Genomic DNA, 26,209 nt, shown 5'->3' with positions numbered 1-26,209 from the left:
CAATTGTGACAAATTATCAACATTTTATGCGTTCGTTGAGCACCAGGGGCGGAAAAAGACGACGGATATTCTTGACGCTCTCAGAACCCTAATATATTATTAATATGTCTTACCAAAACATGTGAGATTTATCATTGAAACGGGAGAGAGAATTGGCTTGCAAAGGGGGTTGAAGACAGTATGAGCATTCATAACGACGAGCATGAATCATCGCATAAACCGCCTACACGTAAGGAAATGTCCCGTCGGCAGTTTCTTACATATACGCTGGGGGGCGCTACCGCTTTTATGGTAGGGGGTGCAGCGCTGCCTATGGTACGTTTTGCTGTAGACCCGATTCTGCAGAAGAAAGGCGAGGGCACCTTTGTTAAGGTAGTTGAAGTCAGTAAGATCACAACTGAGCCGCAGGAATTCACGTTCGAGCTGCAGCAGCAGGACGGCTGGTATTCGAGCACAGCATCACTTGTCGCTTGGATCCGCAAGGATGAGAGCGGCAATATTTATGCGCTTTCACCGATCTGTAAGCATTTGGGCTGCACGGTCGGCTGGAACACTAATGCGAGTTTCCCTGAGCAGTACCATTGTCCTTGTCATGGCGCGCATTATACGAAAGAGGGCAAGCAACTCGCTGTTGCGTCCGCTCCGCTAGACGAATACAAGGTCATGCTGAAGGATGATTGGGTCTATTTGGGTGAAATTATCCCGAATAGTATCGTGAAATAAGGAGGCGTAGATTCGGATGTTTAAAAATGTGTACAACTGGATTGATGAACGTCTTGATATCACGCCGATTTGGAGAGATGTTGCGGACCACGAGGTTCCCGAGCACGTTAACCCGGCGCATCACTTCTCCGCTTTCGTGTATTGCTTCGGCGGCTTGACGTTCTTTATTACTGTAATCCAGATTTTGTCGGGGATGTTCCTTACGATGTATTACGTTCCTGACATTATTAATGCTTACGCCAGTGTGGAGTACTTGCAGACACAGGTCGCATTCGGCCAAATCGTCCGCGGTATGCACCACTGGGGAGCAAGCTTGGTCATCGTCATGATGTTCCTTCACACGCTCCGGGTATTCTTCACGGGCTCCTACAAGGCGCCGCGGGAGATGAACTGGGTCGTGGGCATGCTGATCTTCTTCGTCATGATCGGACTCGGTCTGACGGGTTATTTGCTGCCATGGGACAACAAAGCGTATTTTGCAACGAAGGTTACGCTTGAAATCGCTAACTCTGTACCGGTTCTCGGGCCTGTCATCAAAGAGCTGCTTCAGGGCGGTACCATCGTAGGGGCTGAGACGCTTACTCGGTTCTTTGCTATTCACGTGTTCTTCCTTCCGGCCGTGCTGCTTATCCTTCTGGTAGGACACTTTATTATGATCCGCAGACAGGGTATTTCCGGTCCGCTATAAAATTGAGAAGGGAGGCACTAACATGGCTCACGTAGACAAATCGAAAGAAAAAGTCGTATTTGTCGGCGATTCGCGCGTACGCAAGGGTAACGGATTTATCACTCCTCCCGATTATACGGCATATCCGGGCAAATCGGAGGCGTTTATTCCGAACTTTTTGTTAAAAGAATGGATGGTCGGAGTCGTCGTGCTTGTAGGGTTTCTCGTACTGACCATTTCGGAGCCCGCTCCGCTCGGTTATCCGGCTAACCCAAGCGCATCGGTTATTCCGATGCCGGACTGGTACTTTCTATTTCTGTACCAGTATCTGAAATATCCTTATGCTTCGGGAGATTGGGTCGTGCTTGGAACACTCGGTATTCCGGGCGTGGCATTCGGCGGTTTGCTGCTTGCTCCGTTCCTTGATCGCGGGAAGGAGCGCCGCTTCTATCGCCGTCCAATCGCTTCATCGTTAATGTTTCTGTCGCTGGCAGCAGTCGTTTATTTGACGAACGTAGCCTGGACACATTACACGACTGAACTGGAGAAGACGGGCACGAAGCCGGAGCACATTCAACGCGAGGAAGAGGCTAGGGAGAAACGGGAACAAGGTTTGCCTACCTCGAACGCGATTCGGCAGAAAGAAGTGGCCATCGTGGATAAAGATGATCCGGCGATGGAGACATACAAGAAAGCAACCTGCATCAACTGTCATGCTGCTGATTTGAAGGGAACCGCGGCTCCATCATTGCGTGGAATCGGCGACAAGCATAGCAAGGATGAGATTCTGACGATCATCCATGATGGCTATAAAACGATGCCGCCAATGTATGAAACTGCGACCAAGGCAGGTCTGTCCGATGAGGAAATCGATCACTTGGCCGAATGGCTTGCGAAACAAAAAGCCGAACAGTAAAATAGAAATAAATCAAAACCTGATCGCAGCGTCGATCAGGTTTTTGGTTTCCAAGGACAATTGCAGCTGTGCAAACCTGCTGCATGGAAGGAGCATGAAAGTTGAGGCTGTCATTATTATGGAGCCGGGAGTTTCTGACCAGCCGGTTCATTCTATGGGCTTTGTTCATAAGTAATCTGCTAGGCACGGTTTATGGGTACATATGGTATGAGGCGCAGCTTCGGGAGACTTGGGCCAATTATCCGCGCTGGCTGATTCCTTTCGTGCCGGATAGCCCTACAGCTAGTTTGTTTTTTACGCTGGCGCTGCTATTTCTAATGTTTCCGGCCACATTGTCGAAGTATAACCGGATTCACACATTAATTGAAGCGTTAGCGGTGGTGACGAGCGTCAAGTACGGTATATGGGCGGTAAGCATTATTTTTGCGGGTGCATATCAGGGCGAGGTGCTCGTATGGCAGGATTGGATGCTGGTGGCTTCCCATCTAGCTATGGCTGTGGAAGCGCTACTGTTCGTCCGCTTTTTCAAATACGGCACGGTTATGCTGCTAGCAGCGGGGGCTTGGACATTCCTAAATGATTTTATAGATTATTCGTTTGGCGTATATCCTTGGCTGCCGAAGGCGCTCTGGGACGATGTTGGGTATGTGGCGGTCTTTACTGTGGCGCTGACGGGAGCCAGCATAGCAGCCGGTTGGATAGCCATGAGAGCAGCCAAAAGAATATAAGCGGTTCTAAGGCGGGACAGCTTGCCATACCATGATTGGTAAGGGGGGATGTCCGTGACGCGGGACAAGAAGAGACGGGGGCTGCTCGTGCTGTTGTATGCACTGCTGACTGTATGTTGGATGGTGCAGCATCCGGGCATGGCTGCGGCCATGAATAGCGATTCCGAAGTATCGTCTGCAACGGAACGGGACGAGAGGTTGAAGAGCTTTGAAACGGTGACAGAGCGCCTGTACAATGTCATGCAGCAAGGAGATACGTCGGCAGCGCACCAGGAAATGGATCAATTAATCCGGACTCTTGAGGGGTTGTCGTTTCGGGGGGTGACTTCTGTAGATGGCATACATGCTCTCGCGGAATGCATTATGGATACTAGGGAGACGATCAACCGGGTGAAGCTGTCGCCTGAAGCGTGGGTTGAGACGTCCGCACGGCTAAGGCTGGCCGTAAACAGCCTGACGCATAAACGGGATGCCCTATGGCAGCAATACTATAAAGTGATGTCCAGCAGTCTGCAGGATATGGGAAAGGCACGATCGGCCGGTAACCGAACGGGATTCAAGGAAGCGCTGCAATCCTTGCAGGCGAATTATGAATTGATCAGGCCGGCTGCGCTCATTCAACGGGACGCAGCAGACGTGAACAAGTTTGAATCATGGCTGTCCTATATGGAGCGGCTTGGGGGAGATGCTTCCTGGGATGAGGCGGCGCTGAAAGGAGCGATCGATCAAGGGGGGCCGCTGCTGCAGGAGCTGTTTGGGCGCAAAGGCCATGAGCCTGTTTTTTTGCCGATCATCGGGATTCGGAGTCCCTGGTACTGGAGCGCCCTGATCGGCGGCTGGATCATGCTTGCGCTGACTTATACGGCGATGCGCAAATACCAGGCCGAACAAGACGTATCTCCGGTGCAAAGGCCTAAATAAAATAGCGGAACCGTTTTAAAGACGGGAGAATAGCAAATTAAGTGACTGTTCCAGTTAGCCCTGCTTCTTTACGAAGCGGGGCTAATCCTCTTTAAAGCCTTCCCCGTGTACGTCATGAACGTCGCTGATGATGATAAATGCTCTAGGGTCAACGGACCTGACGATCTCCCGCAGCCGCCGCATTTCCTGCCTTGAGACGACGCAGTAAGCAACATGCTTGGCTTGCTTGGAATAGGCGCCGACAGCCGGGATGAGCGTGACGCCTCGTTCGAGTTCCTTCGTAATGATGTCGGCGATTTCCGGAGCGAAGTCGCTGATGATGGTGAAGGCCCGGGCGGAGTAGGCGCCCTCTTGGATGAAGTCAATGACTTTGGAGGCGATAAAGACGGCAACCAGCGTATATAGAATATTTTCCTCCCGGATATAGAACAGAGACAAGCCGATAATGATCACGTCCAGGCTTAAAATCACTTGTCCCATGCTCCAGCCGTATTTGCGGCCGAGAATTCTGGCGATGATGTCCGAGCCTCCTGTCGTGCCCCCAAAGCGAAAAACGAGGCCAAGGCCAGCACCAAGCGTAACCCCGGCGTAAAGGGAGGCAAGAATGTAATCATGCTCGGTCGTAAAAGGATTGATCCAACCGGTACGAATCATATTTTCGAACATCCAGAGGAAAAAAGACAATGAGGCAATGCCGAGCCCCGTATATATGATGGAGCGGCCCCCTAATATTTTCCACCCTAATAGAAATAAAGGGATATTCAGCACCAGGTTGGAGATGGAAGGGGAAATGCCAAACGCGTAGTTGAGCAGGATCGTCACACCGGTTACCCCGCCCTCCATTAATTGGTTCGGTATAATGAAATAGAGCAGCCCGAATGCATAAATCGCCGTTCCCAGCATGATGGGAAGAATAGTACGCAGATAGCTTGCCAGTTTAAGAGTTCTCATTAAAATCCCTCGCCTGCAGTAAAATAAATTTCGTTATCTTCTTATTTTCACCGATTTGCGTTAGAAGTATTGATCGTTGTTCAACTCCGCCGATTTTTCACTAAAGATCGATGCTCAACTCATATAGTATACCTTTTGCGCGGCGATTAAAAAATGATTTGTTTTCAAAACGTCTTTACGATAACATAGGGATAAAACCTGAGTAAAGACGGGGAGGCATAGGCATTGCAAGAGAAAACACTGTCGGAAATGCAGCGGGAAGTGGATGCATACATATCGCAGTTCAAAGAAGGCTACTTCAGTCCGCTTAGCATGCTTGCCCGGATGAGTGAAGAGGTCGGCGAGCTGGCCCGGGAAGTGAATCACCGCTTTGGCGAGAAGCCGAAAAAGCCGGAGGAAGCCGACAATTCCATCGAACTGGAGCTAGGCGATATATTGTTCATTACGATTTGCTTTGCGAATTCGCTCGGCATCGACCTGACGGAAGCGCATAATAAGGTTATGCATAAATTTAATACCCGCGATGCTGAGCGTTGGACCAAAAAGGACACCGATTAATTCATTGCGTCATATGCTGTAGTAATTTCAGCCCATACTGTGGGGGGACAGCATATGCAGGTTGAACAAAATTTGCAGAAGGCTTATCGCAGCATCTTCGATAATGATTTTGAGGGAGCGATTCACTGGTTCGAGCAGGCGCTGGCTGAGGGACAGGACAATGCAGACATTCATTATCGCTTGTCAATTACTTGTGCGCGCAGCGGTCAACTGGAGAAGGCGATTCATCATGCCCGTTTGGCTGCCACGCTAGAACCTGCCCATAAGGAATATAAATCGCATTATGACCGGCTGCAGTCCAAGGAATTGACGCTCATGGCGAAGAAACTGCTGGAGAAGCCCCAGGATCCTGTTCGCGGGTTGGCGAAGTCTGCAGTTGCCCTGCTTGAACGGGCGGTCCAATTGGACCCGCTATCAGTCATCGCTCAGCTATGGCTGTCTATAGCCTATGGTGAATTGCAGCAGTACACGCTTGCTTTACGAGCCGTCCGGGAGGCGATGCACCTTCCGCAGGACGAGGCTATCACAAAGCAGCTTCAACAATTGGAACAACGGTTCGCATCCAAGATTAATCAATCATCATCCTAGGAAATGTGAGGTAATTTCGAATGACTGAACAAATTAGAGTAGCTGTTGCCGGAGCTGGCGGCAGAATGGGTAAAGAAGTAGTGAAGATGGTTCTTGAGGATCCGAAATTGCGCCTGGTGGCAGCTGTGAATTTATCGGATGAAGGCCTGGACGCAGGTACGTTAGTCGGTCTTCCCGCTTGCGGCGTGACGCTCAGCAAGGATTTGGAGCTGGCGCTGGTAGAAGGCAAACCTCAGGTGCTGGTCGATTTCACGACGCCGCAGTCGGCGTATTCCAACACTTTGACGGCGATCAAGCATGGAGTTCGTCCAGTAATCGGAACAACGGGCTTCACACCGGAGCAAATCGAGGATTTGGACAAGCAGTGTCAGGAGCGGGGAATCGGCGGGCTGATTGCTCCCAACTTCTCCATCGGAGCCATCCTGATGATGAAATTTGCGGCCCAGGCGGCCAAATATTTTCCTCATCTTGAAATCATCGAATATCATGGGGATCAGAAATTAGACGCTCCCTCCGGAACTGCGGTGAAAACCGCGGAATTAATCGCCATGAACCGTGAGGAGCTGCGCCAAGGCAATCCGAACGAGGAAGAGACGATCGAAGGATCAAGAGGAGGCTACTATAATGGCTTCCGTATCCATAGCGTCCGTCTGCCTGGGGTTTTTGCCCAGCAGGAAGTTATTTTCGGCGGATTTGGCCAGACGTTGAAGATTCGCCATGATTCTTACGAGCGGGCCGGATATATGCCGGGGGTCAACCTTGCGATCAGCAAAGTGCTCGAATATGAGGGATTGATTTACGGCTTTGAGCATTTTGTAGACTGATAGTGGACTGATATTTAGAGATGCTGCTCAAAAAGGAGAAAACGCACATGATGAACATCGCATTTATTGCTCACGATCGAAAAAAAGAAGATATCGTTAACCTCGCCATAGCCTATGAACATGTGTTCATGGATAAGAAATTATATTCGACGGGAACGACAGGGGCGCGGATCATGGAGAGCACGAACCTGAACATTCACCGTTTCCTGTCTGGGCCGCTCGGCGGCGATCAGCAGATCGGCGCGCTGATTGCACAAAACGAAATGGATCTCGTCATTTTTCTGCGTGATCCGCTGATGGCTCAGCCGCATGAGCCGGACATCACAGCATTGCTTCGCCTTTGCGACGTGCACGGCATCCCCGTGGCAACGAATATGGCAACAGCGGAAATCCTGATCCGGGCTCTCGACCGGGGAGACTTCGCCTGGCGTGAGCTGGTAGAGCAGAACAAGCCGGGGTTAGCGTAATGAGCATGAAGCTGGATATTCTCGTCATTGGCGCTCATGCTGACGATGCGGAGATCGGCATGTCCGGCACGATCGCGAAGCAGGTTGCGGCCGGATTTAAAGTGGGCATCCTCGATTTGACGGAAGCCGAGTTGTCCTCGAATGGCAACGTTCAATTGCGCAAAGAGGAAGCGGCCGCAGCTTCCCGGGTGCTCGGGCTGGCGCATCGGGGAAATTTGGGATTGCCGGATCGGGGACTGGATGCCACGCCGGACAATATAGCCGCTGTTGCTGCAGTGATCAGGTCGCATGCGCCGGATATCGTCTTCGCTCCGTATTGGGAGGATCGCCATCCTGATCATGTGGCAGCGAGCAAGCTTGTGGAGGAAGCTGTCTTCAACGCCAAGCTGCGGCGCTATATGCCGGAAATTCCTGCGATCCCTCTTCCTGAATTATATTTTTATTTCATTAATGATTGGAGAACGCCGGACTTGCTCGTAGATATCACCGAGTTTTACCCGGTCAAGGAGCAAGCGCTGGAATGCTATCGTTCTCAATTTGGACAGGCCGCTCCCGGAGAGGATATCGCTCCGACGCCTCTGAATCAGGGGTATGTGGAACGGGTGAAAGCAAGGGATGCTTTGCTTGGCCAACGCAAGCTTATTCCTTATGCCGAAGGCTTTGCGGTCAAGTCGCCCTTTTTGATAGAACGATTCGGATCCAGCAGCATATAAATTCAAAGTAAGGCACAAGACTACGAAGGAGGTCCCTCACTTTATGGACCCATTTCTAAAAATCGGCATAACCTGTTATCCGACGCTTGGCGGTTCCGGGGTTGTTGCCACTGAGTTAGGCAAGCTGCTGGCAGAGAAAGGACATGAGGTTCATTTCATATCGCATAGCGTTCCTTTTCGCTTGGGCAGCTACCACAAGAATATTTTTTATCATGAAGTAGAGGTCAGCGATTATTATGTATTCCGATATCCGCCTTACGATTTATCGCTGGCCACGAAGATGGCGCAGGTAGCCAAGCAGCAGGAGTTGGATATTTTGCACGTGCATTACGCGGTTCCGCATGCGGTCTGCGCTTTTCTGGCCAAACAAATGGTTGGCGATAAACTGAAAATCGTTACCACACTGCACGGAACGGACATTACAGTGCTTGCGCAGGATGAATCGCTGAAGGACTTAATCCGGCTGGCGATTAACGAGAGCGACGCAGTTACATCGGTGTCCCGCGATCTTATGAGAGAGACCCGCGAGGTCCTTGACATTTCGAGAGATATTGAACTCACGTATAATTTCGTAGATGAGCGGGTGTACTACCCGCGTGACGCGAAATCCTGCCGCAGTGAATTCGCCGGTCCCGGTGAGAAGGTGCTCATGCATATTTCCAACTTTCGCCCTGTCAAGCGGGTAAGCGATGTTGTGGATGTATTCAATATGGTCAATGCAGAGGTTCCTTCCAAGCTGCTGTTCGTCGGCGAAGGTCCGGATCTTCCCAAAATCCAATGGAAAGTAAAAGAGCTAGGATTGGCGGATCGCGTTCATTTCCTCGGCAAGCAGGATGATATCGCTCACGTTATCTCGATGGCGGATGTCCTGCTCCTGCCGTCCGAAAAGGAAAGCTTCGGTCTTGTTGCCCTGGAAGCGATGGCCTGCGGCATTCCAACCGTTGGTTCGATGGCGGGGGGGATTCCCGAACTGGTCGCTCACAGAGAGACGGGCTTCCTGTCCCCCATCGGGGATACGCGCCAGATGGCGGACGACACACTCTCGCTGCTTAAAGACGAGCAGCTTGCGCATAAATTCCGTGAGGCATGTTTGGCGCGTGCAAAAAACGAATTCAGCAGCGATCTCATTACAGCGCAATATGAGAGCATTTATTATAAAGTGCTGGGACGCAAAACGCCCGTACCGAAGCCGCTTTGCGGATGAAATAATTCATTTGGGCAGGCATGGAATGCCACGATGCGCTGCCTGACTGTTTGAATGTAAAGAGGGTTGGCCTCTGGAGGTTATAGTGATGCAAGTATGGAAGCAGGTAGACCCCCTGATGCTGCATCAGGGGGAACGGGTGCTTAGAACATTGCTCGAATCCGGCTACAGCGCCTATTTCGTCGGAGGCTGCGTTAGAGATGAATTGATGGGCCGCCCGGTGCATGATATGGATATCGCGACTTCGGCGAAGCCTGAGCAAGTTATGGAATTGTTCGAACGTACAATTCCGACCGGTTTGCAGCATGGCACCGTAACAGTGCTGATGGGAGACTACCCGTTTGAGGTCACGACGTTTCGCACAGAATCCCATTATGAAGATCATCGCCACCCTGCAGCCGTCGAATTTGTGGATGAGATAACCCAGGATTTACAGCGCCGCGACTTTACGATGAATGCGATTGCCCGCAGTTTGGATGGCGAACTGACGGATCCTTTTCAGGGGTGGTCGGACATTCGGGAAGGAGTCATCCGCTGCGTTGGACAGGCTGCGGAGCGGTTTGACGAGGATGCGCTCCGTATGATGCGAGCAGTTCGCTTTGCATCGGTGTTCGGTTTCCGCCCCGTAAAGAGCCTCTGGCGGGCGCTTATTCAAGGTAGGGATAAACTAACCTTTGTGGCGATGGAACGTGTACGGGCCGAACTGGAGCGTCTGATGCTGGGGCCGAATCCTCTCCGGGGACTGGAGCTGCTTCGCCGCAGCCGGCTGCTCCATTATGCCAAGCTGCCATTTAAAGAAGGTGACAAGCGGAGCCCCGGGCAGGACGGACAGCTTCAGGCGCTGAGCCATATGCCGGCCGATCCCCAGGAGCTAAGATGGTCATTGCTCCTTCAAGGATTAGGAATATCCGGGTATGAGGCGGAGGCCAGGATGAAAGTATGGACATTCTCGAATCAAGTCGCTGAGACTACGGCAGACATCATGAGATTTGACGAGGCATGGGGCGAAATAAAAGCGAGACTCGGTGCAGCCGGGTCGGACCGGCTTCGCCGGAGCTGGATCGAGCTTCAGCTGCACTACGGACAAATGATCAGCCAACTGTGGCTGGAGCGCGAGCGCCAATGGTTGGCTTGCCAGGGAAGCGCGGGGAAAGAGGCGCTGCTTCGTCTGAATGAGGAGGAAATGCGCTGGCACCGCGACGTGCCCGTTCACGAGCTAAAGGAGCTGGCGATTCGCGGCGGGGACGTACTTGCGGCTTTAGGCCAGAGAGGCGGCCCATGGCTGGGGGATCTAATGAAGCGGCTGCTGCAGCTCGTAGCCGTCGGCGATGTGCCAAATGAGAAGGAGCTTTTGCTCGATTATGTGAAAGCTGTGGTGAAGCAAAATGAGTGATAGCCGCTTGCTTGATATGCTGCTGTCCAGGCCAGGCGAGTATATATCCGGTGAAGAAATTAGCCGGAAATTGTCGATAAGCCGGACGGCGGTATGGAAACAAATTAACAAGCTTCGTGAAGAAGGCTATGAATTTGAGGCTGTCTCCCGCAAAGGATACCGTTTGGTCAGCAAACCGGAGAAGCTCGAATACAGTACCTTGCTCCAGGCATTCAGTACGGTCTCTTTCGGCCGGACCTTGAAGCTAATGGATGTAACCACATCTACGCAGGAAGAGGTTCGCCTGCTGGCGGAGCACGGAGCGAGTGAAGGTGCGCTGGTCATTGCCGAGGAGCAGACGATTGGGAGAGGACGGCAGGGCCGCAAGTGGCATTCTCCTGCCGGCAAGGGGATTTGGATGAGCCTGCTGCTTCGTCCGCAGCTTCCCTTATCTGCAGCACCCCAGCTTACATTGCTCACTGCGGTGGCGGTATGCCGCGCCGTTCGGGCAGTAACGGGAATCGGCGTCGGCATTAAATGGCCGAACGATTTGCTGGTCCGCGGACGCAAAATTTGCGGGATTTTGTTGGAGTCCGTAGGTGAGGATGAAATGATTCGCTATTGCATTGCGGGAATCGGCATCGATGCCAATCTAGAACCTGACGACCTGCCGCCGGAGCTGGCATCCATAGCGACCTCTTTGCAAATCGAAAGCGGCCGGAAGGTGGACCGGGCTGTACTGATCGGCGCAGTGATGACAGAGATGGAGAAGCTCTATGGGCTTTACATGGAAGAGGGTTTCGCCCCGATCGGCCACTTATGGGAGGCATTATCCGTGACAACTGGCCAGCATATTACCGTCAAGACAGCACAGGGAGAAGTAAGCGGAAGAGCGGTCGGTTTGGAAGAAAGGGGAGGACTCCTCGTCATGCAAGAGGATGACAGCCTCACCACAATTTTCTCAGGGGAAGTGCATTTTGACGGGTGTAATCCTTAAGAAACTTTGTTATACTGTCCACATGAGGCGGTATCGAATGATTCGAGCTGCACTCTTGTGGACATTGTTATTTGAAGGAAGTGAAAAACCGTCATGACCGTGGTTTTGTTCGGTTGCGTCGGATTCTGCTCTGAGCCGGAAAGGACCGAGACAGAAGGGACGAACGAGAGAGTGACTCTTCTTTGGATTCGGACCTTTTTAGCGCTGCGACGATGGCGATAGAAGGTTTATTTGTCGTTGGCGCCGGACTGATGGATGATGAACCATCCGCGAGGCTTGAAAACCAAAGGAGATGAAGGAAATGACAGTCAAACATGCCTTAAACATCGTGAAAATGAAAAAAATGAAGCAGGAACAAATCCCTCTTACCATGATTACCGCATACGATTATCCTTCTGCCCGGCTGGCGGAGGAAGCGGGCGTAGACCTCATTCTAGTTGGAGATTCGCTTGGCAATGTCGTGCTTGGCTACGATACGACGATTCCGGTAACGATCGAGGATATGGTTTACCACAGCCGGGCCGTAGCTCGTGGCGCCCAGCACACCTTTATCGTAACAGATTTGCCATTCATGACTTATCATGGCAGCATCGATGAGACCATGCGCCAGGTCAGAAGGGTCATGCAGGAAGGCCATGCCCATGCTGTGAAGCTGGAGGGGGGCGCAGAAATCGCTCATACGGTTCAAGCGGTCGTACAGGCTGGCGTTCCCGTGTTGGGCCATATCGGCTTAACGCCGCAATCCGTCAATCAGATCGGAGGATATCGCATTCAGGGGAAAGATCAAGCGGATGCCGAGCGCCTCATGGCTGACGCCAAGGCTCTGGAGCAGGCAGGAGCGTTTGCCATCGTTCTGGAGCTGGTGACCGAGCAGGTTGCTGAAGCGATTTCCAAGGAGCTTGCAATTCCAACGATCGGCATCGGTGCGGGACGGGGATGCGATGGGCAGGTGCTCGTTTTCCATGATGTGTTGAAATATGCCCCGGATTACCGGGAGAAGAAATTTGTGAAAACCTATGCCGATATCGGTGAGCAGATCCGACAAGGCATTTCAGAATATGTGAACGATGTGAAGAAGCGCGTTTTCCCTGGAGAGCAGCATGTATTTGCTGCCGACGAGAAGGTAGTCGATGGTTTGTATGCAAAAGGGAAGGTGGAAGGTTAGTCATGATTGTGTTAACAGAGATCAGGGATGTCAGGGAGCATTTGCGTGCTGAGCGCTTTGCCGCCGCTAAAGAAGGAAGGGAGCTTCAGGTCGGGTTTGTTCCTACGATGGGATATTTGCACGAAGGGCATGCCAGCCTGCTGCGGAGCGCCCGGATGGACAATGATCTAGTCGTATTGAGCATTTTTGTAAATCCGATCCAGTTCGGACCTAATGAGGACTTTGACCGTTATCCGCGCGACCGTGACAAAGATATGGCGCTCGCCAAACGCGAAGGCGTAGATATTGTTTTCCTGCCGTCCGTCGATGAGATGTACCCACAGCCGACGAAGACGAAGGTTCACGTGGCCGAGCTGACGGATCACCTATGCGGGGCAGCGCGTCCCGGCCATTTCGACGGCGTGACGACCGTAGTCAGCAAGCTGCTGAATATCGTTGCTCCAGACCGGGCTTATTTCGGACAGAAGGATGCACAGCAGGTTGCGGTTATTACGCAAATGGTCCAGGATCTCAATATGGATGTCGAAATCGTTCCTTGTCCGATCGTGCGAGAAGAGGACGGGCTGGCTCTTAGCTCCCGCAACGTATATTTGTCGCCGGAGCAGCGTCAGGCCTCGCTGGTCATCTCCCGTTCTTTGCGGCTGGCGGAACAGATGGCCAGAGAGAAGGAGTCGGCAACGGCAGGGGATATTGCCTCGGAGCTGGTTCGGAGTATCGAAGCTGAGCCGACTGCTGTAATCGATTATGCGGACATTCGCCGTTTTCCTTCCCTGGAGTCCGTACCAAGCTCGATGCGCGTCAAGGATGCAGATGGGAAGCTGCTGATTGCCGCCGCGGTCAAATTTGGAGCCACCCGGCTGATCGACAACGTTATTTTAACGATGGAGGGAGACAAATAGCCATGTATAGAACGATGATGAAATCGAAAATTCACCGGGCTACAGTAACCGAGGCGAATTTGAATTATATTGGAAGCATTACAATCGATGAGGATCTGATGGAGACGGCGGATCTTCTTGAGAATGAGAAGGTGCAGATCGTGAACAATAATAACGGCGCGCGTCTGGAAACCTATGTCATTCCAGGGCCGCGCGGGAGCGGAGTGATCTGCCTGAACGGGGCGGCAGCCCGGCTGGTTCAACCCGGCGACAACGTAATCATCATTTCCTATGCGCAAATGTCCGCGGAAGAGCTGAGAAGCCATAAGCCGACCGTCGTTTTCGTCGATGAGCACAATCGTCCCGTAGAGACTGCCAAAGAGGAAGTCCACGCTACGATTCGTTAAGGGCTATACTTTCGCAGCCGGCGTTATGCAATTAATGCCTTCGGGAATGAAAAGCCCCCCGGGAACAAAAAATGAACATAAGGCCTCGCACTGATTTCATTTTCGTTAAAGGGTGGGTTGCGGATGATGTTTCAACATGTGTTTGCGGAAATGAATGAAATGTTGGATGAAATTGCCCGGCAATACCCGATCGCCCAAGGGACTCATAAGCATGAACTTGCCCGAAAGTGGCATCTTCTGCGGCAAATGAGCGATAGCATGATTGAAGAATGGCTTGTTTTCGAGGAGAAGATGGGAATGCTGCGCCAATCCGGTATTAGTCTCGAGGACAGATATGAGCCGGATTATCCGGAAATGAGCGCCGATGCTTTTGTCAAAGGCCAGGGATATTATAAGCTGCTGATGTTTCCCCAGTCCCTGGATCAATTTCAGGCCGTACTAAAGGAATATCCGGACAGCTTGATCGGCCGCACCTATTTGGCGATGTGCCATCTTCATCTGGATGAAAGCGAGGAGGCCGCAATCCATTTTGAAGCAGTCCTTAGGAGTGCGGCAAACAAGCGGCTGCGTTCCATTATTTACAATGCGCTTGGCTGCATTGAGGCGAAAAAGGGAAATCGCAGCAAAGCGAGGGAGTTTTTCACCCTTGCTCACCATAGCGACCCCAGCTTGCCGGAACCGTTAGCCAATTGGGAAGCCTGTCTGCATAGCACAGGAAAACTTCAGTACGGCACTCAGCTTACGAAATTGATGTAGGCGGGGCCGAATGCAGGAGCGATGCGGGAATCCGTTATTTTGCGGCGCATCGCTTCTTTTGTATTCATCTGTGTCAATTTTCAAAACGCCCATCTTCTGTTATGCTGTTAAGAGAAATAGAGACTGGAACGAAAGGGACCATAGAACAGAAATGAAATATGCTGTACTTGACTTTGAGACAACGGGCAATCAGTCCTCCGATGAGATCATTCAAGTTGGGCTTGCCATTATAGATGATAATTTGACCGTTTCCCAGGTATATCATTCGTACATTAAGCCGACGATACCGATTCCTCCTTTTATTACAGGATTGACGGGGATTACCGAGGATGACGTCAAAGATGCGCCGGACTTGGATGAAGTCATGATGGAAATGGTTCCGCTTCTAAACGATGTCGTGCTTGTCGGCCACAACGTAGCTTTTGATTTTAATTATCTTCAGAGCGCGTTGGACAAAACAGGCTACCTGCCTTTTACCGGGCGCATTTTGGATACGATGGATTTTTTGAAAATATTGTACCCTTCGCTTGGTTCTTACCAGCTCGGACTAGTATCTTCCGAGTTCGGCATAGAGCATGACCGGCCCCATCAAGCTGACAGTGATGCGCTGGCCACGGCCTATATATTCCTGAAATGCCTGGAGGAATTAAACGACCTGCCGCTTCTGACGCTGCAGCGGCTCGCCGACCTGTTTGCTGGGGAAGACAGCGATCTGGGCTGGTTCTTTGATGCTGCGCTGCAGGAAAGACAGCTGCAGGGAGAGCAGGACACGGACGGATTTACGTATTACCGCCAGTACGCTTTGCAAGTGGAGGATTGGATGGATATTATGCCCGCTAGGGAGAATATGCTGGACAATCCGCTAGATAACGTCAGCTTTACGGAGTTCAAGGAGCAGGTGAGTGAACATCTGCGCGCCAAGCTGCCAGGATATGAGGAGCGCGAGGCGCAGAACATGATGCTTGCGGAAGTAATGCGCGCCTTCGACGAAGACAAGCATTTGCTTGTCGAGGCCGGAACTGGCACGGGCAAATCGCTCGGGTATTTGCTGCCGGCCATATATCACAGCGTAAAGCACGACGAGAACGTCATGGTCAGTACGCACACGATCAATTTGCAGGAGCAGCTTCGCGAGCGGGACATCCCCTTGTTAACGGATGTTGTGCCATTTCCATTTCGTGCGGCAGTATTTAAGGGAAGACAGCACTATTTGTGTCTGCGCAAATTTGAACATAAAATAAGTAGGAGAGATTTCGTTTCTCCCAAAGAAGATGTCATGACAGCAGCCCAGATGATCGTATGGCTAACTCAAACCGAAACGGGCGACGATGAGGAACTGAATTTGAGCAGCCGCGGCGGCGATTTCTGGGAAACGGTGGCCAGTGATTCCGATTCCTGCTTGGGGCGTTCCTGCCCATGGTTTCGCAAATGCTACTACCACCGGGCTAAACACGAGGCTGGCGTAGCTGATGTCGTGATCACGAACCATTCCAAGCTGTTCACGGATATTCAGGCAGGGCATCAGCTGCTGCCGGGGTACGAACGGCTGGTCATCGACGAGGCACATCATTTGGAAGATGTGGCAGGCAAGCATTTGGGGCTTCACATGAAATACTTTACGGTCGTACACACATTAACCCGCCTTTTCAAGGACAGTAAGACAGGGCAGCTGCCTAATTTGAGAATGCTGCTGCAGAATACGCCCGGCGAGAAAGCCGCGGACTGGTGCAGTGTAATCGATGGCATTTATCCTGCGCTGCTTGACGTGAAGGAAAGCTGGGACAAGCTGAGCGAAATGCTGTTCGCCCTAATGCCGGAACGAAGCGACGCGGCTCCTGGCGACCCGGGGCAATTTGTTCTCCGCTTGCTGCCGCACAAGAAACCTAAGGATTGGGATACGCTCAGCGCGCTAGAGAATCATATCTATGTCCTGCTGGGGGACATCGTCCGCAAAGGGGAACGGATGCTGAACGACATCAGGGACGAGCAGGAGGATTACGGGGCGGACAGCTTGCTGACGGATATCAGCGGTCTGCTCAAGGACTTGGCGACAGAGCGGGAAGCAATCCGTTCGTTTATGAAGCTTGATGACGAGGACACCGTTTACTGGATCGAAGGCAACGGGAATTACCGCAGCCGCTCCTTGCAGATTTATGCGGTTCCGATCGATGTGAGCCAGCAGCTCAAAAACTATTTCTTCGACAAAAAGAAGAGCGTGGTTATGACCTCGGCTACATTGTCCGTGGATAAGTCATTCCAGTACATGATCGAACAGCTTGGACTGCAGGAAGCCGCTGACAGCGACCGGCTGCTGACCTCCATGCTGCCTTCGCCATTCAATTACAGAAACCAGGCGCTGCTCGTCATTCCGCGTGATTTCCCGAGCGTCAAAGGCAGCGTGGGGGATGAACATTTCGTGAAGATGCTGGTGCAGTCGTTAGCCGAAACGGCTATAGCAACGCGCGGCCGGATGCTGGTGTTATTCACGTCATACCGGATGCTTCGCCAGGTTTATGACCCGCTGAAGGAGCAATTATCCTCCGAGGGAATTACCGTCATCGGCCAAGGAATGGATAGCGGCAGCCGCACGAAGCTGACCCGCAGATTCCAGGGCCAGGAAGCATCCGTGCTGCTCGGCACGAGCAGCTTCTGGGAAGGCGTGGACATACCGGGGGAGGCGCTGACCAGCCTAGCTATTGTCCGCCTGCCATTCCAGCCGCCGAACCATCCTCTTGTCGAGGCGAAGAGCGAAAGGCTTCAGAAGGAGAAGAAGAACCCATTCATGAAGCTGTCCGTACCGCAGGCCGTCATCCGCTTCAAACAGGGGTTTGGACGCCTAGTGCGCTCTTCTCAGGATCGCGGGATAGTGGTGGTGTACGATACGCGCATCTTGGAATCTTACTACGGAAAATATTTCTTATATTCGCTGCCTGGGCCGAAGATGGAACATATGCCGACCGAGCAAATGGTACCGAGAATTTCCGAATGGCTGGATGTTCACGAAGTCCAGGGGGCAAAGGAGCAATAACCGTAATTCATATCGCGCCATTATAAGGGGAGAAAAGCTATGAAATCAGAAAAAATTTCCGATGCGGTTGTACGCAGATTGCCAGTGTATTTGCGTTTCCTCAATGAGCTGAGCCTTCGTGAAGTGCCTACGGTATCCTCTCAGGAATTGGGTCAGAAGCTTGATCTTAATCCTGCGCAAATCCGGAAGGACCTTGCTTATTTTGGGGATTTTGGCCGTAAAGGCATCGGCTACGACGTGTCTTATCTCATTGAAAAAATCCGGCAGATCCTCAATCTGGATCAGCAGATCAATGTAGCTCTAGTCGGAGCTGGTAATCTAGGCCAAGCACTGTCTAACTATAATGCCTACCTGAAGGACAATATGAAAATCGTGGCGGTATTCGATGCCGCACCGTCCAAAATCGGCACCAAGATCAACAATATTACGGTTCAACCGATCGACGAGCTCGTGGAGACGGTACAAGCGATGAACATACGGATCGGTATCATTACGGTTCCTGATTTCGAGGCCCAGCGCGTGGCGGATCAGCTTGTTGCCGCCGGGATCGGAGCGATTCTTAACTTCGCGCCAACTATTTTGAAGGTGCCATCGGAGGTAAGAATACATGCGGCTGATTTCACGACGGACCTGCTCAGTCTTGCCTATTATTTGAATGACGGAAAGGAACTTACTTCGAATGAGTCGTAAACTGCTAATCACAAACGGTACGTTTGCCGTGCTGGAAGAACAAGAACCTGTCGTTAACGGTTATATGCTCGTTGAGGACGACCTGATTACCTATATTGGCTCCGAGCGTCCAGAAGGCAGCGAGAATGCGGAAGTTATGGACGGAAAAGGCCTGTTGTTTTTGCCTGGTCTGATCAATACGCACGGCCATGCAGCCATGTCGCTGCTGCGCGGTTATGGGGACGATATGGTGCTGCAAAAATGGCTGCAGGAGAAAATGTGGCCGATGGAAGCGAAGTTCACAGGTAATGACGTGTACTGGGGAACTGCGCTGTCCGTACTGGAGATGATTAAGGGAGGGACGACAACCTTCCTCGATATGTATGATCATATGGACAAGGTCGCACAGGTGACGGAAGAATCCGGCATCCGCGGGGTACTGATGCGCGGGGCGATCGGGCTGTGCCCGCCTGACGTACAGAAGCAGAAGCTGGATGAAGCGGTTGCTTTTGCTCGCAATTGGCACGGCAAGGCGGACGGCCGGATTACGGCGATGATTTCGCCACACGCGCCTTATACTTGCCCGCCGGATTACATTGAGCAGTTCGTGCAGGCGGCACATGATCTTGACTTGCCGATGCATACACATATGTCGGAGACGCAGGCCGAGGTGGAGCAAAACGTCGCCGATTACGGAGCAAGACCGGTGGAGCATTTGCTTAAGCTGGGCATGTTCTCGCGTCCGACCCTGCTTGCGCATGGCGTTCATTTGACAGATGAAGAGATTGAAGTGCTCGCTGCCCATAAAGTTGCGATTTCACACAATCCAGGAAGCAATCTGAAGCTGGCTAGCGGCGTTGCGCGGGTTCCTGAACTGCTGAAAGCGGGGGTTACCGTTTCGCTTGGTACCGACGGTGCAGCGAGCAACAACAATTTAGACATGTTTGAAGAGATTCGTCTCGCCGCTTTGATTCACAAGGGGGTATCAGGAGATCCGACGGCAGTCCCGGCGCTGGAGGCACTGCGGATGGGGACAGAATACGGGGCCCAATCCGTGTTCCTTAACAATACGGGCAAACTTGCCGCAGGAATGAAGGCGGATTTCATCGCGCTCAACACCGAGCAGGCTCATTTTGTGCCGAGAACCGATTACGTTTCTCATGTTGTATATTCCGCCGGACCGAAAGATGTAGAGCATGTATGGGTCGACGGGAAGCAAATCGTGAAGCACGGCGCGTGCCTCACCCTGGATGAAGAGCGGATTCGCCATGAGGCACAGGCGGCTTTTGAAGGTCTGTTATCCAGATAGCCTCAAGCTTGTTTAGGAAAGGAAGAGAAGGTTGAAGAAGAGAACCAAATGGATCCTGCTTTCTATCCTCATTCTGCTGCTTGTGCTCTTTGGCCTTCATCGTTTTTATGTATACGTCATGCAGGATACTTGGAATGAGGAATCAGCGGCGATTCAGACGGCTAAACAGCAAACAGGCATCGTATCGGTCGACAAGACGTGGAAATCGGTGTGGGACGAGGTATGCTGGGTAGTTCAAGGACAAAACGAGAACGGTGAGGAACTGATGGTCTGGCTGCCGGAAGGCGGGGAAGCGCATGAAGAGCTTCTTAGCGGCGGAACCAACGAGCAGCAGATCCGGGATATCATCAAAAGCCAGCTGCCGGGAATCAGAATCGTCAGGCTCATGCCGGGGATCTATGAGGGCGAATATGTCTGGCAGCTCTTTTACAAGGAGAAGGAGCATCACTATTATCAGTTTTTCAAGTTTAGCGACGGCTCGATTCTGCCTGATAAATTTACGCTGCCGAATCGTTGATCAAGATGGCGCAATCCATAAAGTATAAAGGGAGAACCTCGCTCGGGTGGAGCGAGGTTCTTTGCTATTCCCTAAAAATTTTAAATATATTCATACTTTGGTTTCGATATTGCGCGAACTATATGTTATACTCTTATTTGTAGTTTGTGATATATCGAAGTATATCAATTCATGCAATATTTTATATATATAATTAGGATAGGAGGAAGCCGCGAATGAAATTACGTATCGGACAAACTGTCGCTATCGCTGCTGTCTCTGCCGTATTGCTGTTTGGCGGTTGGTTTGCCTATCGCCAATGGGCGATTGAAGCCCCGTTCCAAAAGCTGGTTAAGCAATACGAGGGCGTAAATCACGTTCAATTTAATATTACCCCCAAAGAGGTAGGGTTGAAACTTGACCTTGCAGTGGGTACGGATATGGGTGGACTTGTCCGCCACATTGAGAAAGACGGGAAGAAGCTGCTCGGCAATCGCAACCTGAAGCTGGAAGTGACGGATCATTCAACGCCGGATTTGGATAAAATTTGGAGTGAAGCGCTGTTTTCCGTAGCTCAGGCGATGGAAAACAAACAATACACCGAAATACAGCATACGTTGGATCAACTGGCGCAGCAGCACGACGCGCTGCAGGCGACCGCGGATATGGATAATGAGAACGTCTATGTGACGTTGACCTATGGAACTGCAAGCAAGTATGTTATTTTGCCACGCATTCCGCAAAAAATGGGGGTGTGGCCAAATGCGTAAATGGATGTGGGAAGCCATAGCCGGATTTGTTCCTGTATTATTGATTTTTATGGCTTTTATGGGCCTCAACGTAGTTCCGCTGATCTTCGCGCTCCTGATGGTGGGCGCGGTATTCACTGTGCTTAAAATGCGCGGAGGCATTGCGATTGGCGCAGCTCAAGAGCGGAAGCGGAAAAAGGCGGGACCGGCGAAGCTGACCTTCGAAGAAATCGGCGGCCAGGAAAGCGCCAAACAGGAGCTGCAGGAAGCGCTTGACTTCATGGTGCGTCATGAGGAAATCAAGCAGTTCGGCATCCGGCCAATCAAAGGGATTTTGCTGACAGGGCCTCCGGGAACGGGCAAGACTTTGATGGCCAAAGCCGCGGCCCACTATACGAATTCCGTCTTCGTCGCCGCCTCCGGCAGCGAGTTCGTAGAGATGTATGTCGGGGTGGGGGCAGGACGGATTCGCGAACTGTTCAAGGAAGCGCGGACACGTGCCGCTAAAGAGAACAAGGACAATGCGATTATCTTTATCGACGAAATCGATGTGATTGGCGGTAAAAGAGAAGGCGGCCAGCAGCGAGAATACGATCAAACGCTGAATCAGCTGCTGACGGAAATGGATGGCATTTATTCTACCGAAGCGCCGCGTATTTTACTCATGGCCGCGACGAACCGCAAGGAAATGCTGGACAGCGCCCTGCTGCGCCCGGGGCGATTCGACCGCCACATCCAGGTCGATTTGCCGGATAAGAAGGGCCGCATGCATATTTTGGAGCTTCACGCCAACAATAAACCGCTGCACGACAGCGTGAGTCTGGAGAAGGTCGCCGAGGAATCCTTCGGATTCTCCGGGGCGCAGCTCGAGAGCGTCATGAATGAGGCGGCAATTTATGCAATGAGAGAGAGCAAGAAGGAAATCGAGCAGCGTCATTTGTCGATGGCCATTGACAAGGTCATGCTCGGCGAACGGACTGACCGGGTGTCTACAGAAGAAGAGAAACGGCGCGTTGCGATTCATGAGCTGGGTCACGCGATCGCCGCCGAGGTAGTTGCACCGGGAAGCGTGAACCAGGTTGCGCTTAGTCCGCGCGGCAGAGCGCTTGGTTATGTCCGGCACAATCCGCAGGAAGACAAATATTTATATACAAAAGCCTATTTGGAAGGCCAGATCATTATCGCTTTGGCCGGAGCGGCTGCCGAAGAAATTTATTACGGGGAGCGCAGTACCGGTTCCAGCAACGATTTTGAGCAGGCGATCAACATCGTGCATACGATGATGACCTCCGGGTTAACATCGCTTGGCATCGTCAATATGGAGATGATGACCAAGGAAGTGCTCATGAAGGAGAATGCCGCTATTTTGGATGATCTAGCGGATCGTTCAAAGCAGCTGCTGCTTGATCATTCGGCAGCATTCGACAAGTCACTGGAGATCCTGTTGCGTGAGGAACGCCTCTCTGGGGAGCAATTTAGATGTCAATTTGGTGACAGTGCTCTTTTACCGGCATAAATCGTATGCCGGTTATTTTTTTTACTTTTTGTCCGTGCTAAGATATTATTATATGTTGGGTATAAAAAATTGTATTATTCGACATGAAGGGTACAATATTATGTGTAGATGATGAAAGGATGGAGCGAGAGAACCATGAACTTCAAAAGAATAGGTGTCATCGGCGGCGGCACGATGGGTCAGGGGATCAGCGAAATGCTGGCAGCCAAAGGACTCGATGTGCTGCTTGTGGAGGAAACGCCTGAGAAATTGGACCACGCTTATAATATGATAGAGACAAGCTTGGATAAGCAGCTGGAGAAATGGGCCATTACGAAGGCCGAGAAGAAGCTGATTTTATCCAAAGTCCATAAAGTAACCCATCTTGCCGAACTCGGTACCTGTGATATGGTTATCGAGACCATTTCGGAGGATTTGGATGCCAAAAAAGAAGTGTTCAAGCAGCTCGATCACGTATGCCCGAGCAATATTATTCTGGCCAGCAACACGTCCACGCTCAGCTTGACGGAGATCGCCGGCTCGACCATGTATCCTGAGCGCGTGATCGGCATGCACTTTATTTATCCTGTTTCCAAGATCAACCTCGTGGAAATTATCCGCGGACTGAAAACCTCGGATGCAACATTTGAAGAAACGAAGCATTTCGTGGAGGAAGTTGTCGACAAACGCGGCATCATGGTATATGAATCACCAGGATTCGTCACTTCCCGCATCATTTGCGTCATGATTAACGAGGCGCTGCACGTGCTGGGCGAAGGCGTTGCTACGGCAGAGGACATTGACAATGCCATGCGCGTTGGTTATCAGTTCCAGTACGGTCCTCTTGAAATGGCTGACCGTTTCGGCTTGGATTCCGTCTTGGCGGCGCTTGAGCGCATGTTCCGCGAATTCGGCGATTTGAAATACCGCCCTTCCTTCGTATTGAAAAAGATGGTCCGCGCCGGTAATTTGGGTGTGAAGACAGGTGAAGGATTTTTCAAATACGACAAGGATGGTGACCGGCTATGAAAGTTCTCGTAATCAACGCGGGAAGCTCTTCCCTGAAATATCAATTGTATGACATGAATGATGAGTCGGTATTGGCGAAAGGTCTGGTTGAACGGATTGGCATGGATTCCTCCATTCTGACCCATAAGCCGACAGGCAAAGAGGAAGTTACGGAGGTTAGTGAAATCCTGGAACATACGACAGCAATTCGTAAGGTTCTGGAGAAGCTGACCGATAAAGAGCACGGCGTTCTGAATTCTGTCGAGGAAATTCAGGCCGTAGGGCACCGCGTCGTTCACGGCGGGGAATTCTTTAAGGGCTCGGCGCTTGTTACTCCAGAAGTAAAATCCGAAATCCGCCGTTTGTTCGACCTGGCCCCGCTGCACAATCCGCCAGCGATTATGGGGATTAACGCGGCAGAGAAAAATATGCCAGGAGTTCCTCAGGTGGTGGCTTTCGATACGGCGTTCCACCAAACGATGGAGGAGAAGGTGTATTTATATCCGATCCCGAAAGTACTATATAAGAAACACCGCGTACGCCGCTACGGGGCTCATGGCACGTCGCACGACTATGTAAGCAAGGCGGCCGCAGCTTACCTGGAGCGTCCGATCGAAGACCTTAAGATCATTACCTGCCATATCGGTAACGGTGCCAGCTTGACCGCTGTTCAAGGCGGCGTGTCCGTAGACACCTCGATGGGTCTAACCCCGCTGGAAGGTCTCATGATGGGTACTCGCAGCGGTGACTTGGACCCGGCAGTCGTCACGTTTGTCATGAACAAAGAAGAGCTGTCGATCAGTGAAGTCAACTCCATGCTTAACAAACACAGCGGCTTGCTGGCAATTTCCGGCAGCAGCAGTGATATGCGCGATATTACCGATGGGCTGGAAGCCGGCGAACCAAACGAGACGCTTGCTTTTGAAATGTATGAGTACCGTCTGCGCAAATATATTGGTTCTTATGCAGCGGCAATGAACGGTGTGGATGTTATCGTATTTACGGCGGGTGTAGGCGAGAACTCGGCGATCGTGCGCGAGAAGGTCTGCGAAAACCTGACTTATCTTGGCGTAGAGCTTGATCCAGAGCTGAACAAAATCCGTTCCGGGGATCCGCGGCGCATTTCCACGCCGAATTCCAAAGTAGAGGTTCTTGTTGTTCCTACGAACGAGGAATTGGTCATTGCCCGGGATACCCATCATATTGTTAATAAAGCATAAATCAGCATAGTTAGAGGAGATGTTCATAAATGGCGAACAAAACGGTGATTCGTCAGGTTAACGAGCATGTCGGCGAGACAGTGGTCATCGGCAGCTGGTTAAACAACAAACGCTCAAGCGGTAAAATACAGTTCCTTCAGCTCCGGGACGGCACAGGCTACATTCAGGCCGTCGTCGTCAAAAGCGAAGTATCCGAGGAGACGTGGGATGCGGCAAAAAGCTTGACACAGGAATCCTCGCTGTATGTGACAGGTGTCATCCGTGAGGAGCCGCGCAGCCAATCGGGATATGAAATGACGGTGACGGAAATCAAAGTCATCCATCTGACGGAAAACTATCCGATTACACCGAAGGAGCACGGTGTTGATTTCCTGATGGATCATCGCCATTTATGGCTGCGTTCCTCGAAGCAGCGGGCGATCATGGTTATTCGCGCGGAAATCATCAGAGCGATCCAGCAGTTCTTTGATCAGAACCATTTTACACTCGTCGACCCGCCGATTTTGACGCCAACTTCTGCGGAGGGTACGACCAATCTGTTCCATACGAAATATTTCGACGAGGATGCTTACCTGACGCAGAGCGGGCAGCTTTATATGGAAGCGGCGGCGATGGCGCTTGGAAAAGTATATTCCTTCGGCCCGACGTTCCGGGCGGAGAAATCCAAGACCCGCCGCCACTTGATCGAGTTCTGGATGATTGAGCCGGAGATGGCTTTCACCGAACATGAAGAAAGCCTGGTTGTTCAGGAGCAGTTTATTACGCACGTCGTTCAATCCGTCCTGAAGAACTGCCGGACTGAGCTGGAGACGATTGGCCGCGACATTTCCAAGCTGGAGAGCATTCAAGCTCCATTCCCGCGGATTACTTATGACGAAGCTATCGAGTTTCTGCATGGGAAAGGCTTTGACCTACCTTGGGGCGAGGATTTCGGTGCGCCGCATGAGACAGCGATTGCCGAGCAGTACGACAAGCCGGTATTCATCACGCATTATCCTGCCGGCATCAAGGCATTCTACATGAAGCCTGATCCTAACCGTCCGGAGGTTGTACTCTGCGCGGATATGATTGCTCCGGAAGGCTACGGAGAGATTATCGGCGGTTCGCAGCGGATTGACGATCCGGAATTGATGGAGGCGCGCTTTCAGGAACACGAGCTGTCGCCGGAAGCTTACCAATGGTACCTGGATCTGCGCAAATACGGCTCAGTACCGCATTCCGGCTTCGGGCTTGGTCTCGAGCGGACGGTTGCCTGGATTTGCGGACTGGATCATGTCCGTGAGACGATTCCGTTCCCGCGGATGCTGTATCGCCTTTATCCGTAAAAGGACAGTAGCCCGGAAGTCATCAGCGTTATACAATACAAGTACGGGTTCGTAAGGATAAGAAAGGTGAGGACG

The 26,209-nt window shown here is 51.7% G+C and carries 27 protein-coding genes; 26 read left to right on the top strand and 1 reads right to left on the bottom strand.

All coding sequences use genetic code 11. The features are described 5' to 3' along the window. Window positions 1–180 precede the first annotated feature (180 nt). The 5 genes from MKX50_RS14830 (at window position 181) to MKX50_RS14810 (ending at window position 3,955) form a co-directional block, all read left to right on the top strand. Window positions 181–723: a ubiquinol-cytochrome c reductase iron-sulfur subunit gene (locus MKX50_RS14830; RefSeq protein ID WP_155610107.1), complete on the top strand. Its 543-nt coding sequence runs from the start codon at window positions 181–183 to the stop codon at window positions 721–723. A 16-nt stretch (window positions 724–739) separates the two neighbouring features. Beyond that, a complete protein-coding gene (locus tag MKX50_RS14825; protein WP_016311825.1) occupies window positions 740–1,411 on the top strand; it encodes a cytochrome b6 in 672 nt (223 codons plus the stop codon). A gap of 22 nt (window positions 1,412–1,433) precedes the next feature. Next, window positions 1,434–2,306 (top strand): menaquinol-cytochrome c reductase cytochrome b/c subunit, encoded by an 873-nt coding sequence (locus MKX50_RS14820; RefSeq protein WP_213590636.1) that lies wholly within the window; start codon window positions 1,434–1,436, stop codon window positions 2,304–2,306. Between the two features lie 101 nt (window positions 2,307–2,407). Then, window positions 2,408–3,034: a DUF1405 domain-containing protein gene (locus MKX50_RS14815; protein WP_339157286.1), complete on the top strand. Its 627-nt coding sequence runs from the start codon at window positions 2,408–2,410 to the stop codon at window positions 3,032–3,034. A 48-nt stretch (window positions 3,035–3,082) separates the two neighbouring features. Continuing rightward, entirely contained in the window at window positions 3,083–3,955 is an 873-nt protein-coding gene (locus tag MKX50_RS14810) for a sporulation protein YpjB (RefSeq protein WP_339157285.1), read from the top strand. A gap of 81 nt (window positions 3,956–4,036) precedes the next feature. On the opposite strand, the gene MKX50_RS14805 is transcribed toward MKX50_RS14810, so the two are convergent. Continuing rightward, window positions 4,037–4,906 (bottom strand): YitT family protein, encoded by an 870-nt coding sequence (locus tag MKX50_RS14805; RefSeq protein WP_213590639.1) that lies wholly within the window; start codon window positions 4,904–4,906, stop codon window positions 4,037–4,039. A 249-nt stretch (window positions 4,907–5,155) separates the two neighbouring features. On the opposite strand from MKX50_RS14805, the gene MKX50_RS14800 reads away from it, so the two are divergent. The 21 genes from MKX50_RS14800 (at window position 5,156) to asnS (ending at window position 26,134) form a co-directional block, all read left to right on the top strand. Beyond that, a complete protein-coding gene (locus MKX50_RS14800; RefSeq protein ID WP_213590718.1) occupies window positions 5,156–5,464 on the top strand; it encodes a nucleotide pyrophosphohydrolase in 309 nt (102 codons plus the stop codon). A gap of 54 nt (window positions 5,465–5,518) precedes the next feature. Beyond that, entirely contained in the window at window positions 5,519–6,052 is a 534-nt protein-coding gene (locus tag MKX50_RS14795; protein WP_213590640.1) for a tetratricopeptide repeat protein, read from the top strand. A gap of 20 nt (window positions 6,053–6,072) precedes the next feature. Further along, complete coding sequence (dapB, locus tag MKX50_RS14790) at window positions 6,073–6,876, top strand: 4-hydroxy-tetrahydrodipicolinate reductase (RefSeq protein ID WP_213590641.1); 804 nt, start codon at window positions 6,073–6,075, stop codon at window positions 6,874–6,876. 47 nt (window positions 6,877–6,923) lie between these two features. Then, the gene (locus tag MKX50_RS14785; RefSeq protein ID WP_196427102.1) at window positions 6,924–7,343 is read left to right on the top strand and encodes a methylglyoxal synthase; all 420 of its coding nucleotides are present in this window, start codon (window positions 6,924–6,926) and stop codon (window positions 7,341–7,343) included. Window positions 7,344–7,348: 5 nt separating this feature from the next. After that, window positions 7,349–8,056, top strand: a complete 708-nt coding sequence (gene bshB1, locus MKX50_RS14780) for a bacillithiol biosynthesis deacetylase BshB1 (RefSeq protein ID WP_339160137.1) — start codon at window positions 7,349–7,351, stop codon at window positions 8,054–8,056. A gap of 43 nt (window positions 8,057–8,099) precedes the next feature. Beyond that, complete coding sequence (gene bshA, locus MKX50_RS14775) at window positions 8,100–9,260, top strand: N-acetyl-alpha-D-glucosaminyl L-malate synthase BshA (RefSeq protein ID WP_213590642.1); 1,161 nt, start codon at window positions 8,100–8,102, stop codon at window positions 9,258–9,260. Between the two features lie 88 nt (window positions 9,261–9,348). Continuing rightward, window positions 9,349–10,653, top strand: a complete 1,305-nt coding sequence (locus MKX50_RS14770; protein WP_339157284.1) for a CCA tRNA nucleotidyltransferase — start codon at window positions 9,349–9,351, stop codon at window positions 10,651–10,653. Further along, window positions 10,646–11,629 (top strand): biotin--[acetyl-CoA-carboxylase] ligase, encoded by a 984-nt coding sequence (locus MKX50_RS14765; protein ID WP_339157283.1) that lies wholly within the window; start codon window positions 10,646–10,648, stop codon window positions 11,627–11,629. The genes MKX50_RS14770 and MKX50_RS14765 overlap by 8 nt, the downstream gene beginning before the upstream one ends. A gap of 301 nt (window positions 11,630–11,930) precedes the next feature. After that, a complete protein-coding gene (gene panB, locus MKX50_RS14760; protein ID WP_339157282.1) occupies window positions 11,931–12,794 on the top strand; it encodes a 3-methyl-2-oxobutanoate hydroxymethyltransferase in 864 nt (287 codons plus the stop codon). Between the two features lie 2 nt (window positions 12,795–12,796). Then, window positions 12,797–13,693 (top strand): pantoate--beta-alanine ligase, encoded by an 897-nt coding sequence (gene panC / locus MKX50_RS14755; protein WP_213590646.1) that lies wholly within the window; start codon window positions 12,797–12,799, stop codon window positions 13,691–13,693. A gap of 2 nt (window positions 13,694–13,695) precedes the next feature. After that, window positions 13,696–14,079, top strand: coding sequence for an aspartate 1-decarboxylase (panD, locus tag MKX50_RS14750; protein ID WP_155610095.1), 384 nt, complete (start codon window positions 13,696–13,698; stop codon window positions 14,077–14,079). A gap of 123 nt (window positions 14,080–14,202) precedes the next feature. Beyond that, window positions 14,203–14,835: a tetratricopeptide repeat protein gene (locus tag MKX50_RS14745; protein ID WP_213590647.1), complete on the top strand. Its 633-nt coding sequence runs from the start codon at window positions 14,203–14,205 to the stop codon at window positions 14,833–14,835. Window positions 14,836–14,986: 151 nt separating this feature from the next. Next, window positions 14,987–17,863, top strand: coding sequence for an ATP-dependent DNA helicase DinG (gene dinG / locus MKX50_RS14740; protein ID WP_213590648.1), 2,877 nt, complete (start codon window positions 14,987–14,989; stop codon window positions 17,861–17,863). A 39-nt stretch (window positions 17,864–17,902) separates the two neighbouring features. Continuing rightward, window positions 17,903–18,553 carry a redox-sensing transcriptional repressor Rex gene (locus MKX50_RS14735; RefSeq protein WP_213590649.1) on the top strand — a complete coding sequence of 217 codons (651 nt, stop codon included), beginning with the start codon at window positions 17,903–17,905 and terminating at the stop codon, window positions 18,551–18,553. Continuing rightward, window positions 18,543–19,841, top strand: coding sequence for an amidohydrolase (locus MKX50_RS14730; RefSeq protein ID WP_213590650.1), 1,299 nt, complete (start codon window positions 18,543–18,545; stop codon window positions 19,839–19,841). Before MKX50_RS14735 ends, MKX50_RS14730 begins: the two co-directional genes overlap by 11 nt. Window positions 19,842–19,872: 31 nt before the next feature. After that, on the top strand, window positions 19,873–20,358 hold the full coding sequence (locus MKX50_RS14725; RefSeq protein WP_213590651.1) for a DUF5590 domain-containing protein: 486 nt from the start codon (window positions 19,873–19,875) through the stop codon (window positions 20,356–20,358). Window positions 20,359–20,573: 215 nt separating this feature from the next. Next, window positions 20,574–21,107, top strand: coding sequence for a hypothetical protein (locus MKX50_RS14720; RefSeq protein WP_213590652.1), 534 nt, complete (start codon window positions 20,574–20,576; stop codon window positions 21,105–21,107). After that, window positions 21,100–22,602: an AAA family ATPase gene (locus tag MKX50_RS14715; protein WP_213590653.1), complete on the top strand. Its 1,503-nt coding sequence runs from the start codon at window positions 21,100–21,102 to the stop codon at window positions 22,600–22,602. The genes MKX50_RS14720 and MKX50_RS14715 overlap by 8 nt, the downstream gene beginning before the upstream one ends. Window positions 22,603–22,737: 135 nt before the next feature. Continuing rightward, window positions 22,738–23,610 (top strand): 3-hydroxyacyl-CoA dehydrogenase NAD-binding domain-containing protein, encoded by an 873-nt coding sequence (locus tag MKX50_RS14710; RefSeq protein ID WP_155610088.1) that lies wholly within the window; start codon window positions 22,738–22,740, stop codon window positions 23,608–23,610. Further along, a complete protein-coding gene (locus MKX50_RS14705) occupies window positions 23,607–24,809 on the top strand; it encodes an acetate kinase (RefSeq protein WP_339157281.1) in 1,203 nt (400 codons plus the stop codon). Before MKX50_RS14710 ends, MKX50_RS14705 begins: the two co-directional genes overlap by 4 nt. A 29-nt stretch (window positions 24,810–24,838) precedes the next feature. Next, entirely contained in the window at window positions 24,839–26,134 is a 1,296-nt protein-coding gene (gene asnS / locus MKX50_RS14700) for an asparagine--tRNA ligase (protein ID WP_213590655.1), read from the top strand. The last annotated feature ends 75 nt before the right edge of the window (window positions 26,135–26,209 follow it).

Origin of the sequence: Paenibacillus sp. FSL W8-0186 (assembly GCF_037969765.1) — a bacterium.
In the GTDB taxonomy this organism is placed as follows: Bacteria; Bacillota; Bacilli; order Paenibacillales; family Paenibacillaceae; genus Fontibacillus; species Fontibacillus woosongensis.
This window is presented reverse-complemented; position numbering and strand designations above follow the sequence as displayed.

Bases quoted from the DNA above. Each gene is read 5' to 3' on its own strand.
- MKX50_RS14830 (WP_155610107.1), top strand. From the start codon at position 181: ATGAGCATTCATAACGACGAGCATGAATCATCGCATAAACCGCCTACA.
- MKX50_RS14825 (WP_016311825.1), top strand. From the start codon at position 740: ATGTTTAAAAATGTGTACAACTGGATTGATGAACGTCTTGATATCACG.
- MKX50_RS14820 (WP_213590636.1), top strand. From the start codon at position 1,434: ATGGCTCACGTAGACAAATCGAAAGAAAAAGTCGTATTTGTCGGCGAT.
- MKX50_RS14810 (WP_339157285.1), top strand. From the start codon at position 3,083: ATGTCCGTGACGCGGGACAAGAAGAGACGGGGGCTGCTCGTGCTGTTG.
- MKX50_RS14805 (WP_213590639.1), bottom strand. From the start codon at position 4,906: ATGAGAACTCTTAAACTGGCAAGCTATCTGCGTACTATTCTTCCCATC.
- MKX50_RS14800 (WP_213590718.1), top strand. From the start codon at position 5,156: ATGCAGCGGGAAGTGGATGCATACATATCGCAGTTCAAAGAAGGCTAC.
- MKX50_RS14795 (WP_213590640.1), top strand. From the start codon at position 5,519: ATGCAGGTTGAACAAAATTTGCAGAAGGCTTATCGCAGCATCTTCGAT.
- dapB (WP_213590641.1), top strand. From the start codon at position 6,073: ATGACTGAACAAATTAGAGTAGCTGTTGCCGGAGCTGGCGGCAGAATG.
- MKX50_RS14785 (WP_196427102.1), top strand. From the start codon at position 6,924: ATGATGAACATCGCATTTATTGCTCACGATCGAAAAAAAGAAGATATC.
- bshB1 (WP_339160137.1), top strand. From the start codon at position 7,349: ATGAAGCTGGATATTCTCGTCATTGGCGCTCATGCTGACGATGCGGAG.
- bshA (WP_213590642.1), top strand. From the start codon at position 8,100: ATGGACCCATTTCTAAAAATCGGCATAACCTGTTATCCGACGCTTGGC.
- MKX50_RS14770 (WP_339157284.1), top strand. From the start codon at position 9,349: ATGCAAGTATGGAAGCAGGTAGACCCCCTGATGCTGCATCAGGGGGAA.
- MKX50_RS14765 (WP_339157283.1), top strand. From the start codon at position 10,646: ATGAGTGATAGCCGCTTGCTTGATATGCTGCTGTCCAGGCCAGGCGAG.
- panB (WP_339157282.1), top strand. From the start codon at position 11,931: ATGACAGTCAAACATGCCTTAAACATCGTGAAAATGAAAAAAATGAAG.
- panC (WP_213590646.1), top strand. From the start codon at position 12,797: ATGATTGTGTTAACAGAGATCAGGGATGTCAGGGAGCATTTGCGTGCT.
- panD (WP_155610095.1), top strand. From the start codon at position 13,696: ATGTATAGAACGATGATGAAATCGAAAATTCACCGGGCTACAGTAACC.
- MKX50_RS14745 (WP_213590647.1), top strand. From the start codon at position 14,203: ATGATGTTTCAACATGTGTTTGCGGAAATGAATGAAATGTTGGATGAA.
- dinG (WP_213590648.1), top strand. From the start codon at position 14,987: ATGAAATATGCTGTACTTGACTTTGAGACAACGGGCAATCAGTCCTCC.
- MKX50_RS14735 (WP_213590649.1), top strand. From the start codon at position 17,903: ATGAAATCAGAAAAAATTTCCGATGCGGTTGTACGCAGATTGCCAGTG.
- MKX50_RS14730 (WP_213590650.1), top strand. From the start codon at position 18,543: ATGAGTCGTAAACTGCTAATCACAAACGGTACGTTTGCCGTGCTGGAA.
- MKX50_RS14720 (WP_213590652.1), top strand. From the start codon at position 20,574: ATGAAATTACGTATCGGACAAACTGTCGCTATCGCTGCTGTCTCTGCC.
- MKX50_RS14715 (WP_213590653.1), top strand. From the start codon at position 21,100: ATGCGTAAATGGATGTGGGAAGCCATAGCCGGATTTGTTCCTGTATTA.
- MKX50_RS14710 (WP_155610088.1), top strand. From the start codon at position 22,738: ATGAACTTCAAAAGAATAGGTGTCATCGGCGGCGGCACGATGGGTCAG.
- MKX50_RS14705 (WP_339157281.1), top strand. From the start codon at position 23,607: ATGAAAGTTCTCGTAATCAACGCGGGAAGCTCTTCCCTGAAATATCAA.
- asnS (WP_213590655.1), top strand. From the start codon at position 24,839: ATGGCGAACAAAACGGTGATTCGTCAGGTTAACGAGCATGTCGGCGAG.